Below are 12,509 nucleotides of genomic sequence, written 5' to 3'. Positions count from 1 at the left end.
TCAGGTGACGGTTTGCGATGATAGGATTCAGGGAGCCTTCCCGCGACAAGGCGGAACTTGAGGATGACGGCGAGTTCACGCCGCGTTTCGACGATGGCGGTCTGATCACCGCTGTCGTCACCGACGCCAGTGATGGTGTCCTGCTCATGGTAGCGCACATGAACGCCGAGGCTCTGTCCCTCACGCTCAGCACCGGCATTGCGCATTATTACAGCCGTTCGCGCGCCAAGATCTGGAAGAAGGGCGAAACGTCCGGCAATTTGCAAACGGTTATGGAAATCCGTACCGATTGCGATCAGGATGCAATCCTGCTGAAGGTCGAGGTTGGGGGTCATGCTGCCACCTGCCATACCGGTCGGCGCTCGTGCTTCTACCGGGTCGTCGAATTGCAGGACGGTAAGCCGGTGGTGCGCATCGTCGACACTCACCGCCACTTCGACCCACGCGATGTATATGGCCATTAAAACAAATTGATCCGGCAGGGCATTACACTGTTAAGCCCTGTAGACGTATGATGTTCAGGCAAACAAAAAGGGACGCGATATAACAAGAGGCGCGATACGTCTCGAAGGAAGACAAGATGCTGAACTGGCGTTTCAATCGTCAGGGAGCCGGACAGAGTTCGGCGGTTACCTCCCCGGCCAAAGGCAACGATCTCTCCGCAACGGCCCTCATTCCCGTCCTTCCCAGCAAAGCGAAAATCGCTTTGGCGCTGGGCGGCGGCGCAGCGCGAGGCTGGGCGCATATCGGCGTGCTGAGAGCGCTCGACGAGGCCGGCATCGAGATCGGTATGATTGCCGGCACATCGATCGGCGCACTCGTCGGCGGTTGCTATCTGGCCGGCAAGCTCGATGAACTCGAAACATTCGCCCGCTCGCTTACCATGCGCCGCATTGCCAGCCTGCTTGACCTGACCATTGGCGGAAGCGGGCTCTTCGGCGGCATGCGACTGACCAAGCGGATGCAGGAGCACCTGCAGGGGCTGAGCATCGAGGACCTGCCCAGGCCATTCGTTGCCGTGGCGGCCGAACTCAACACCGGCCATGAGGTGTGGATCACCAACGGATCATTGATCACAGCATTGCGTGCGTCCTACGCCCTTCCCGGAATTTTCGAGCCGGTGCGCAGCAACAACCGGACGCTGGTTGATGGCGCGCTCGTCAATCCGGTGCCGGTCTCGGTCTGCCGGTCCTACGAACAGCCGCTGGTCGTCGCGGTCAACCTCAATTACGATCTCTACGGCCGTTCGGCCGTGGTCAAGCACAACGCTCTGCAGCCTGCGACCGACATCCATCGCCAGTCCGAAGCGCCGTATACCAGGCTCGGTATGACCGGCGTCATGGTGCAGGCCTTCAACATCATACAGGACAGGATTTCGCGCGCGCGTCTTGCCGGCGACCCACCGGACCTGGCGCTGCATCCGCGACTGAGCGATATCGGCCTATCCGAGTTTCATCGCGCCGGTGCGGCCATCGATCGCGGCTATGAGGAGGCTTCGGCTCGACTTCCGGAAATTCGCCGCATGCAGGAGGCCTATGCCCGCTGACGCGGTGGGTGGCGCACATCCCGCAGTCGTAGCTGGGGAGGCGCTGTGATCAGCCCCTTCCCCAGGACATTTCATCCAGCGATATAGGCCTTGATCTGTTCGGCCTCGAGTTCAATCTCGCGGATATGAGCCTTGACGACGTCGCCGATCGAAATGATGCCGCTGAGCTTGCCGTCGTCTTCCACCGGTACATGGCGAAACCGTCTTTGCGTCATCATCTCCATGACTTGGTCGACCGTCGAATCTTCGCTGCAGCGGACGATGTTATAGCTCATCACTTCCACGACCGGTTGGTCGAGGCTGGAGCGGCCATATTTGGCAACAGCTTTTACAACGTCCCGCTCCGTGAATATGCCGGAGATAGTGCCTCCGAGCGATCCGATCACCAGCGCACCGATACGGTGTTCCGCCAGGATCGCAGCGGCCTCAAGCAGCGTCGTGTCCGGACCGACGGTCACCACGGCGCGACCCTTGGCGTCCAAAATGGATTTTACGGAAATTGGCATTCGATCCTCCCCTTTCGAAATCGCAATAGGATTCCGGTCGCCCGTGGTCTCCTCCCTCCGCGCGGCCGGAATTCGATGTTGCACTCAGGTTGCCGGGAATGCAACCTTCAGCCATCGATGGCGGCGACGTCTTCAGGCGGCGTCGGCAATTCTATCGGGCGGTCGAACAGCGAAAAGAGCAGGAAACCGAAGATAAAGCCGCCGACATGAGCGTCCCATGCCACGTCCTGCGATCCATCGCCAATCAGCGGCATGCCGAAGGCGATGAGTATATTGGTGAAGAACCAGAACAGGATGAACATCAGGACTGTCCGGCTTCGCAATGCGCCAATGATCGACAGTCTTGGATTGAGGTGCGATTCCATCGGGCGAGGCCCGCGTTTCTCGGGCGGAAATGCAAAGCGGCAGGCAGCCCCCATCAGCGCCGAGACGACGCCCGATGCGCCGATCATCAACGTCATCTGGCCCCAATGGATGGCGGCATTGAGTGCTGCAGCTGCGATTGCCGAAAGTATCCAGAATGCGATGTAGCGCACCGGGCCGATGCGGCGAGCCACCGGCGCACCGAAGGCCATCAGCCACAAGCCGTTAAACAGGATGTGCTCGATGCTTGCATGCAGCAGCGAATAGGTTACCGGCGTCCAGAGCCACTCCAGACCCTGCTGCGACAAAGGCGTTGTGTAGCGGCCCGGTACGAAGCCGAAAGTAAAGAAGAACCAGTCGAGCGTGTCCGTCGAAAAAAATACGCTCTGGATCAGAAAGATCGCCAGCAGCAGGCCTAGGCTCGCGACGAGGACGGGGGGAAGATTGAAGATCGGTGTGCGTGGCGGAGGCGCGTCTGGGCGGTTCTCCACTGTCGGGGGAAGATTGGGCACATCGTCTTGCATGTCATGCTCTTCGTCGTGAAAGGAAAGCGCAAGGCATACAGGAGCGGTTGCCAAAAAAGAAGCCGCCCAATTGAGCCGGGCGGCTGGAAGTTGGTGCTGTCAGCCTTCGGACTGTCATGATCCTCGATCTCACGGGAAAGCACCGGCGGTCAATTGAAAGGCTTCGTTAACCCTAACCCGGTTGCCGTGGCACGGAATAAGCATGGGATGGTCCAGAGGGCGGAAATATTCGCCATCCTGCACCGAATTGACACACGGACCGACCATGCGCCTGGATACGAGCTTTGAACTGTTTACCTATTGGAACAGCACCCGAGGGATCGCCGACGCTCCGTTGCGGTCCGAGATCGATCCGGGTGCCATCCGTCACATGCTGCCGCAGGTCTTCATCCTGGAAGCCGCTGATGCCGGCGGTCCCCGCTTTCGCCTGGCGGGGACGATGATTTGCAGTCTTTTCGCCCGGGAACTTCGCGACATGCCATTTTCGTCGCTTTGGAGCAGCCAAGGTGACGAGGCCGTCACTTTTGCCAAGGGGGTCATGGACGGGGTTTCGCCGGCCTTGCTCAATGCAACGGGCAATGGCGGCTATGGCCGCTCGATGACATTCGAGGTCATCCTGCTGCCGATGCGCTCCTCGCCGGATCGCTGCGATCGGGTGCTGGGTTGCCTGGTGGCGACGAGCAAAAGCGCCTGGCTTGGAATGCAGCCCCTCGCCGGTCTTCGTCTCGATCGTGGCCGTAAGATCGATGGCCAGACGGGCTTGCGCGAACCCGAAACGCCTGCGCCGCAATCTCAAGCATCGGCTTTGGCCAGCAAGGGGTTGGGGCTATCCCTCGCCGTTCGCCGGGCGCTCAACCTCTGACCTTCGAACTGTCGCAGATGCTCCGGTAGCCACGATACAACCTGCGCTCTTTTGGGGCGTGGCGAATGAGTGCATGACGTGCATCGAATGCAACTGGCGTACGGCGGCCAATCATCTATTAACAAATTTCTGCTACCAATGCTTGGAGCCTCACAGGATCAAGAAGTCGCTTTATGCACTCATTCCAGCCAGCACTGACAACGCGGAGTGCGCCGCGCGTGGATCAACGGACCTTTCAAAGGGTGCCGATCAACATGCAGGGTCGCCTGATGCTGGCAAATTACGATGAATTCGAGTGCATGGTCGTCGATATGTCGCCGGGCGACCTTTACGTTATATGCGAAGGCAGGCCGCGCGCGAATGAGCGGGTTATTGCCTATATCGACCATCTAGGCCGGATTGAGGGTCTTGTCATCTCGCTCGACAATCGCGGCTTCAACATGTCGATCAACGCCACCGATCGCAAACGCGAGAAGCTCGCAGCACAGCTGACCTGGCTTGCCAACAAGCACGAACTCGGCCTGCCCGAGGATCGCCGCCATGATCGGCTGACGCCGAAGAGTGCGACGGTGGAACTGACCCTCGAGGATGGCTCCGTCTATAACTGCCGCCTCATGGATCTGTCGCTCTCCGGTGCTGCCGTCGATGTCGAAGCGCGCCCTGCCCTCGGCATGGCCGTCCGCCTCGGCAACATGCGCGGCAGGATCGTTCGCCATTTCCGCGAAGGCGTTGCAATCGAATTCCTGTCGCTGCAATCGCGCGACACGCTGCGCGAATTTCTCTGAGCCGGAAAGCCCACGACGCTTTGCGCGACGTGGGTAAAGGCATGGTCCAATCCTATCAGAAAGACTGGTAGGCTGTGATGACCGCCGCCATCTGGGTTGGATCCAGTGCCTCGGCCTGTGATGCGGTGATTGCCTGCAACTGGGCGCTCGACAATCCGAAGATATCACCCGTGGAGAGGCCGGCAATCGCCGCCGTAGAGATCGAGGAGATGTCTGCCAGCGAGAAGGCCGACAGCCCGTCCGTGCTCAATGCCGCGATCTGCAGGGAATTGAGTGCCCCCACCTGGGCCGGCGTCAGGGCTTCGACCTGCGCCGTCGACATGGCACCGATCTGAGCCGTGGTCAGGCCGACCAGAGACCTTGCATTCAGGGCCGCGACCTGATCGGTCGAGAGCGCTGCGACGCTGGCCGTTCCGAGCGCAGCTATCTGTACCGCGTTCAGCGCCGCCACCTGATCGGTACTGAGGCTTGCGGCCTGTGCCGAACTCAGGGCCCGGGTCTGGGCGAAGGTCAGTGCGGCGATCTGGCTTGTCTTCAGGGCCGCCATCTGGTCCGGCGTGAGCGATGGGATATTGGCGCTCGCCAGCCCCGGCAGCGCAGCCGCTCCGATAGCTGCGATATCGTCCGTCGAGAGAACAGCCACATCCGCGCTGTTGAGGCCACCGACCTGCGCGGCGCTGAAGCCTGCAAACTGGGTCGGAGTCAGCGCTTCGACCTGGCTGGTCGACAACGCGGCAACCTGGGCTGCCGTAAGGCCGGCAACGGCCTTGGCACTGAGGCCAGCCACCTGGTCCGGCGACAGGGCTGCAATGCTGTCGCTGGAGAGAGCCGCGATCTGGAGAGAGGTGAGCGCGCCGATCTGCGACGATGTGAGGCCCGGAAGCTGCGCTGAAGTCAGCGCCGCAACCTGGGCTGTCTGCAGTGCAGCCAGCTGACTGGCACTCAGGGCTGCAATCTGGTCGGCGCTGAGGGCAGCGATGTTGCTGGATGACAGGCCGGAAAGCGCCGAGGCGGTGATCGCTGCGATATCGTCGGCGCTAAGGACCGCAACATCGCCCGCAGTCAGGGCGGCGACCTGGCTCGAGGCGAGGCTGGCAATCTGCGTTGCCGTCAACGCGTTGATCTGGTCGCTGGACAAGGCGCCGACCTGCGCCGTGGTGAGGCTGGCGACGGCCTTGGTGGTGAGCGCCGCAACCTGCTCGCCCGAGAGGGATGCGATCCCTGCAGTCGAGAGGCCGGGTATCGCGGTCGAGACGAGGGCAGCTACCTGCGTGGTTGTCAGCGCTGCGACCTGCGCCCCGGTTAGGGCGGCTATCTGTGAGGATGTCAGCCCGGCCACTTGGACCGCGGTCAGGCTAGCAACCTGGTCAGGCGAAAGGCTGGAGATATTGTCGCTGGAGAGGCCCGACATGCCGGCCGCGCTGATCGCGGCCAGATCGGCTGCAGAGAAGGTCGCGAGGTCGGCGGTGCTGAGGGCTGCAATTTGCGAGGAATTCAGCGCCCCGATCTGCGATGCCGAGAGGCCGCTGACCTGGTCGGTCGTCAGGGCAGCGATCTGCGAGGAGGTCAGGCCCTTCATCGCCGTTGCCGTCAGCGAGGCGATCTGGTCTGCGGAAAAGGCTGCGATGTCAGCTGTCGAAATGCCGGAGATGGCTGATGAACTGAGCGCCCCGATCTGCTGGGTCGTGAGGCTGGCAATCTGTGCCGTGGTCAGTGCCGCGATCTGTGCGCTTTTCAGCGCCGCAATCTGCGTCGTCTTCAGCGCTGCGGCCTGATCCGGGCTGAGGGCGGCGATGGCAGTGGTCGAGAGGCCTGCAAGAGCTCCCGTCCCGATCGCCGCGATATCGTCGGTCGAGAAGGCCTGGAGACCTGCCGTGCTCAGGGCGGCAATCTGGGAGGAGCCAAGGCCTGCCACCTGTGCCGAGGTCAGCGACTGGATCTGGTCGCTGGATAGCAGGGTGATCTGCGTCGACGTCAGGCCGGCGACCGCCTTGACGCTCAACGCCGCTATCTGGTCGTCGGAGAGGGCCGTGACGCTGCCGGAGGAGAGAGCCGTGACCTGCGCGGCGCTGAGGGCGGCAACCTGCGTGGTGCTCAGGGTGCCGATCTGCCCGGATGCAAGGCCGGCGATCTGTGCGGTTTTAAGGGCTGCGATCTGGCTTGTCTTCAACGCTGCGATCTGGTCGGCGCTGAGGGACGACAGGACATCGCTGGAAAGGCCGGAAAGCGCTGCGGTGCTGACAGCTGCCACTTCATCGGCCGAGAAGGCCGCGAGATCCGCTGAACTCATGGCGGCGATCTGGGCGGAGCCGAGGCCTGCGACCTGCGCCAAGGTCAGAGATTCCACCTGATCGACCGACAGGGCAGCGATCTGTGCCGACGTGAGACCTGCCACGGCCTTGGCACTGAGGGCTCCGATCTGTTCGTTCGACAGCGCGGCGATGGTGGTGCTGGACAGTGCGCCGGTCTGCGCTGCCGTCAGCACGGCTACCTGCGAGGTGCCGAGTTCGGCAATCTGGGCGGCACTCAAGGCTGCGATTTGCGCCGTCTTCAGGGCGGCAATCTGGGTTGCCTTCAGCGCTGCCGTCTGTTCCGGCGAAAGGGCGGCGATGCCGGCGCTCGAAAGGCCTGAGAGCGCCGCGTTGCTGATGGCGGCGACCTCGTCCGTAGACAGGACACCGAGGTCTGCCGTGCTCAGCGCTGCCAGTTGCGCGGAACTGAGGCTGGCGACCTGGGCGGATGTGAAGCCCTCGATCTGCAGCGTCGACAGGGAGGAGATCTGCAGCGAGGTAAAGCCTGCGATAGCCTTGCTGTTCAACGCGGTAATCTGGTCGCCGGAAAGGGCCGCGAGGCCGCCGCTGGACAAGGCCTTGACCTGCGCCGAGACCAGCGCGCCGACCTGCGATGTCGTAAGCGCAGCAATCTGGTCGGACGAAAGGGCCGCGATCTGGCCGGACTTCAGGGCTGCGATCTGGGTCGATTTCAGCGCCGCCGCCTGATCCGGAGTGAGCGCCGCGATACCGTCGGTGGACAGCCCTGTCAGGGCGACCGCGTTGATGGCCGCGATTTCGTCGGGCGAGAACGTCGCGATATCGGCAGTGCTGAGTGCTGCAATCTGGCCGGAGTTGAGGCTTGCGATCTGGCTGGATGTCAGCGCTGCAGCCTGATCCGTGGAGAGGGCCGCGATCTGGGCGGTCGTCATGCCGGCGACGGCCTTGGCATTGAGCGCGCCGATCTGGTCGGCGGACAGGGCACTGACGCTGGTGCTCGCCAAAGCCTTGATCTGCAGCGAGGTCAGCGCGGTGACCTGCGCCGTCGTCAGCGCCGGTGTCTGGGTTGCGTCGAGCGCAGCGATCTGGGTTGTCTTCAGGGCGGCGATCTGGGTTGGCTTCAGGGCGGATAGCTGGTCGGAACTGAGAACGGCGACATTGGCGGTGGAAAGGCCCGGCAATGCGGCAACGCTGATTGCGGCGATATCGGCCGTCGAGAAGGTAGCGAGATCAGCAGTATTGAGCGCGCCGATCTGGGCTGCCGTCATGACGCCGACCAGCGCCGGGGTGAGAGCCTGCGCCTGCCCTGTCGAGAGCGACGAGATCTGCTGCGTGGTGAGGCCCGAGACGGCCTTGGTGCTGATGGCCGCGACCTGATCGGTGGACAACGCGGCGATACTTGCGCCGTTCAGCATCCTCACCTGCGATGCGGTCAAGGCGGCGATCTGCAAGGTCGACAGGCCCGGGATCTGGTCGGAAGTGAGCGCTGCGATCTGGCCCGTTCTCAGCGCCGCGATCTGGGTTGTCTTCAGCGCTGCGGCTTGATCGGAGGTGAGTGCTGCGATGCTGGCGGTGGACAGCCCTGCCAGCGCCACGGTGCTGATCGCCGCCATGTCGCCGGAGGAAAATGTGGCGAGGCCGGCCACGCTGACGGCCGAGACCTGCAGCGAGGTGAGGCTGGCGATCTGCACAGACGTGAAGGCATCGATTTGCCCCGTCGACAACGACGAAATCTGGGCCGACGTCAGCCCTGCAATCGCCCTCGTGCCGAGGGCGGCGATCTGGGCGCTGGATAGGGCGCCGACATCTCCGGTCGGCAAGGCCTTGACCTGCGTCGCGCTGAGGGCGGCAATCTGCGCGGTCGAGAGTGCGGGGATCTGGTCCGTCGTCAGCGCCGCGACCTGGCTGGTCCTCAGCACGACGATCTGGCTGGTTTTGAGGGCCGCAGTCTGGCCGGAGCTGAGCACGGAGATATTGGCGGACGACAGCCCGGTAATGGCGCTGGCGCTGATTGCGGCGATGTCGGCCGTCGAGAAGCCGGCGATATCGTCTGTCGACAGTGCTGCGATCTGGCCGGCACTAAGGGATGCCACCTGAGCGGGCGTCAGCGCCTCGATCTGCTGCGCGTCGAGCGCGCCGATCTGTGCGGTCTTCAGCGCCGCGATCTGCGTCGCCGCGAGGCCGCCGATCTTGTCGGTGGTGAGTATGGCCAGCTGGTCGAGGCTGAGGCTGGTGATCGAGGTTGCCGAGATGGCGGAGAGCTGGGCTGTCGAGAAGGAAGCAAGGTCTTCCGTTTCAAGCGCCGCGACCTGCGCTGCCGAGAGCGCCTTGATCTGCGTCGTCGACAACGCCGAAATGTCGTTGGTCGTCCAGGCCGCGATAGTCGTGGTCGCAAGCGCCCTGATCTGCGTGGCGCTCAGCGAGGAAATCGGCGAAATCATGTGGAACCCCTTTGATATCTTCACAGCCGCGAAGCCCTGCCCGCGCCCCCGCGAACAATGCACGCCCGAAATCACAGGGGACCCCGAACGCCCTCACAGCTAGGTCGCTTACAGGACGCGCACAAAGACTCGCCACGCTCCCCGACCTGAGGCGGTTATGGGAGGATGAGCTTGCCTGGGGCTGTCGGGATGGGGTGTGGGACGGGTAGGGAGAGTGTGACTAGTGAAAGCAAAGTTTCTTGTTGGAAATTTATCGTAGAAGATCTACTCGCAATTACTCATGTAACCGGGGCAAGGCTAATGCAATTTAATTTTCGAGAGACGGCACTCTTTGTGCGCCGTAATTTTCTTTGATTCTCCTGGATGACAACGCCGCAGCGTGTTGAACAACCTCGCATGTGGCTGCTGGTCTATTGCCAAGTGTTAACCCTAGGATCAGAGTTATGAATGCACATCTGAAGCAGGATATTCTTCGCAAGATACAGCAGTTGGCCGCTAGCAGTGGAGGTAAGGCGCCTGGGATCGCCAGATTTGAAACAGCAACAGGTGTTAAACGCCACGAGTGGATTGGTAAGATTTGGCGAAACTGGAGTGATGCTGTCGCCGAAGCAGGACTTACACCAAACCAACTTCAGGGAGCTTGGGGGAAAGATGCCCTGCTTCAAATAGTGATGGAGATCTCAAGGTCGCTCGGCCGATTCCCGTCCACGACCGATCTTAAATACGAATTTCACCAGCGTCCTGGTAGCCCAGACGCAAAAACAATTGCTTCGCATTGGAACATGGTGGAGTTAGCCGCAGCCTTAGCTGACTACGCTGATCGTGCTCAAGAGTTAGAAGTGGCAGCGTTCGCTCGAAGCTACGTCCCGCGCCGCAGAACAGCTGCGAGCGACCAAGATGCCGCGGTAGCGCTCGGTTTCGTCTACATGCAACGCCATGGTTCCGATTATAAGATCGGGTGCACAACTACCTTAAACAAGCGCGGGCGACAAATCCAGATTGAATTACCTCAGGAAATCGAACTCGTTCATTCGATCCTCACTGATGACCCCGCTGGTGTCGAAGCATACTGGCATAAACGCTTCGCTTCAAAGCGAACGCGTGGGGAGTGGTTCAAGCTGTTGAGAGCTGACATCTCAGCCTTCAAGCGCTGGTCAAAAATTTACTGAATGAGACTGGAGCTGAAACGTAAGGAACTTTGAGTTGTGCATTCTTCGGATTTGGCGGTTTCAGTGCTTTCACGATCCGATAAATTCGTCCCCGAGAAAATATCGGCCACAAAACGTAATTTTCTGTAATTATCTAAATTAATTCTATGAATTAGATTTGGCTGGGGAACCTGGATTCGAACCAAGATTAACGGAGTCAGAGTCCGTCGTTCTACCGTTGAACTATTCCCCAATAGAGATCCCTGTGGCATGCCTCAGGTCTTCGCCGGTGCGTCGTCATATAAAGGATTCTCTTGGCGATGCAACCCCCTGCCGGCGGGTGTTTTGGCTTAGTGCGCATTTTTATCGGCTGGCGCGGCGAGGCTATTGTTTCTTCTTGCAAAAACCGCTCTGACGGGATGCGCTTGGGCTGCATCTGGGTGGCGAACGCGATTGCCCCCTGCCCTTGGCGCCGTTAATCTGCCGGCTCCGGACACCCGGATTTAAACCAAAGAAGCAGATGTTTCATGGCCGCCAAGACGACGTTGAATGCGAAGAACCTCGAGACGCTCGGCGCCGGGCGGCTGTCCGAATTGCTGATCGAGATCAGCATGGGCAACGCGGCGCACAAACGGCGGCTTCGGCTGGAGCTGGCAGGTGCGCAGAGCACGGCCGAGGTGGCGCGCGAGGTGCGCAAGCGGCTGTCGTCCATCGACCGGGCGAAAACCTACATCGACTGGCGCAAGATCAAGGCCCTGAAGAGCGACCTCGAAACGCAGCGTACGATGATTTCAGGCACCATCGCCGATGGCGATCCTGACGAGGCGATGGACCTTTTGTGGCGCTTTCTCGAGCTGGCCGGTTCGATCTTCGCACGATGCGACGACAGCAATGGGGTGATCATCGGCAGTTTTCATGCTGCTTGCGTCGATCTCGGCACCATCGCCCCACGGGCGTCCCACCACAAGAGGCTGGCGGAACAGGTATTTGGCGCGATCAGGCGCAATGAGTATGGCGAATGTGACCCGCTGATCCCGGCGCTTGCAGCGGCCCTCGGACAGAGCGGGCTGGCACAGCTGAAAAAGCTGCTGGCCGGATGGCAGCAGGAGAAGCTCGAGGTGCCCAAAGACCGCGTCGCCATCGGCTGGGGCATGAGCGGGCCGATTTATGCCGACGAGATCGAGGCCCGCCATCGGGACTCCGCCGTCCGCATCGCGCTGCAGCAGATCGCCGATGCCGAGGGGGACGTCGATGCATTCGTCCGTCAGCACAGTGAAAAGTCGCAGACCGTGCCTTCCATTGCCGCCCAGATCGCCACACGGCTGCTTGCGGCCGGGCGGGCGGCGGAAGCGCTCGCGGCCCTCGACAAGGCGCCGCCGACGGGACGCCCGGCGCTGGATATCGAGTGGCAGCATTTGCGCGTCGAGACGCTGGAGGTGCTCGGCCGCGAGGCGGAGGCGCAAGCTTTTCGCTGGCAGTGTTTCGAGCGGGACCTGAGCGTCGAACACCTGAAGGCGTTCATCAAGCGCCTGCCGGATTTCGACGATATCGAGGCCGAGGAAAAGGCCTTCGCCTACGCGGCCGACTTCGAGGATGTCCATATGGCGTTGATGTTCTATGAGGGATGGCCGGCGCCGGCGGAAGCGGCAAAGCTGGTGCTTGCCCGCGCTGGGGAGATCGATGGCGACCTCTACGAGATCCTGGCCAAAGCTGCCGAATGGCTGCAGGAAAAACAACCGCTGGCGGCCACCATCCTGCTGCGGGCGATGATCGACTTCTCGCTGGAGGGCGGCCGCTCCAGCCGCTATCGCCACGCCGCCCGACACCTTGCCACCTGCGCAATTCTCGCAAGCCATATCGCCGATTTCGGGGCGTTCCCGGATCATGCTGTCTATGTTGCGGAGCTGAAGCGAAGGCATGGCAAGAAGCATGGTTTCTGGAGCGCTGTCGGGTAAAGCGTAGTTCGCCGGAAGCCGCCTCGCCCGCCGGCAAAGTCTTGGCTAATTGCAGATAAGGAAAAGGCGGGGTTATAGCCCCGCCTTTCGTCGATATCATATGTGGATG

9 protein-coding genes and 1 tRNA gene are annotated in these 12,509 nt (G+C 61.5%); 6 read left to right on the top strand and 4 right to left on the bottom strand.

What is annotated here, in order from left to right:
• The first annotated feature begins 17 nt into the window (after nt 1-17).
• Nucleotides 18-464, top strand: coding sequence for a phosphoribosyl-AMP cyclohydrolase (hisI, locus tag J5289_RS10935; protein WP_209183754.1), 447 nt, complete (start codon nt 18-20; stop codon nt 462-464).
• 116 nt (nt 465-580) lie between these two features.
• Nucleotides 581-1,546: a patatin family protein gene (locus J5289_RS10930; protein ID WP_209187465.1), complete on the top strand. Its 966-nt coding sequence runs from the start codon at nt 581-583 to the stop codon at nt 1,544-1,546.
• 71 nt (nt 1,547-1,617) lie between these two features.
• Here the strand turns inward: J5289_RS10930 and J5289_RS10925 are convergent, their stop codons facing one another.
• Both J5289_RS10925 and J5289_RS10920 read right to left on the bottom strand, forming a co-directional pair.
• The gene (locus J5289_RS10925) at nt 1,618-2,052 is read right to left on the bottom strand and encodes a CBS domain-containing protein (RefSeq protein WP_209183752.1); all 435 of its coding nucleotides are present in this window, start codon (nt 2,050-2,052) and stop codon (nt 1,618-1,620) included.
• 107 nt (nt 2,053-2,159) lie between these two features.
• A complete protein-coding gene (locus J5289_RS10920) occupies nt 2,160-2,939 on the bottom strand; it encodes a rhomboid family intramembrane serine protease (protein ID WP_209183751.1) in 780 nt (259 codons plus the stop codon).
• A gap of 265 nt (nt 2,940-3,204) precedes the next feature.
• Here J5289_RS10920 and J5289_RS10915 point away from each other — a divergent pair, with 265 nt between their 5' ends.
• Together J5289_RS10915 and J5289_RS10910 are read left to right on the top strand one after the other, a co-directional pair.
• Nucleotides 3,205-3,801 (top strand): PAS domain-containing protein, encoded by a 597-nt coding sequence (locus tag J5289_RS10915; RefSeq protein ID WP_209183750.1) that lies wholly within the window; start codon nt 3,205-3,207, stop codon nt 3,799-3,801.
• A gap of 173 nt (nt 3,802-3,974) precedes the next feature.
• The gene (locus J5289_RS10910) at nt 3,975-4,586 is read left to right on the top strand and encodes a PilZ domain-containing protein (protein ID WP_209206559.1); all 612 of its coding nucleotides are present in this window, start codon (nt 3,975-3,977) and stop codon (nt 4,584-4,586) included.
• A 55-nt stretch (nt 4,587-4,641) separates the two neighbouring features.
• Here the strand turns inward: J5289_RS10910 and J5289_RS10905 are convergent, their stop codons facing one another.
• Nucleotides 4,642-9,297: a hypothetical protein gene (locus tag J5289_RS10905; RefSeq protein ID WP_209187464.1), complete on the bottom strand. Its 4,656-nt coding sequence runs from the start codon at nt 9,295-9,297 to the stop codon at nt 4,642-4,644.
• Nucleotides 9,298-9,740: 443 nt separating this feature from the next.
• Here J5289_RS10905 and J5289_RS10900 point away from each other — a divergent pair, with 443 nt between their 5' ends.
• Entirely contained in the window at nt 9,741-10,466 is a 726-nt protein-coding gene (locus tag J5289_RS10900) for a GIY-YIG nuclease family protein (protein WP_209183747.1), read from the top strand.
• 158 nt (nt 10,467-10,624) lie between these two features.
• On the opposite strand, the gene J5289_RS10895 is transcribed toward J5289_RS10900, so the two are convergent.
• Nucleotides 10,625-10,698, bottom strand: a tRNA-Gln gene (locus J5289_RS10895).
• A gap of 274 nt (nt 10,699-10,972) precedes the next feature.
• Between J5289_RS10895 and J5289_RS10890 the strand changes: the two genes are divergently transcribed.
• The gene (locus J5289_RS10890) at nt 10,973-12,400 is read left to right on the top strand and encodes a DUF6880 family protein (protein ID WP_209183746.1); all 1,428 of its coding nucleotides are present in this window, start codon (nt 10,973-10,975) and stop codon (nt 12,398-12,400) included.
• Nucleotides 12,401-12,509: the final 109 nt, after the last annotated feature.

Origin of the sequence: Rhizobium sp. B230/85 (genome assembly GCF_019355735.1) — a bacterium.
Taxonomy (GTDB): domain Bacteria; phylum Pseudomonadota; class Alphaproteobacteria; order Rhizobiales; family Rhizobiaceae; genus Rhizobium; species Rhizobium rhododendri.
The sequence above is the reverse complement of the archived record's forward strand: the minus strand, read 5'-3'. Positions and strand labels throughout refer to the sequence as shown.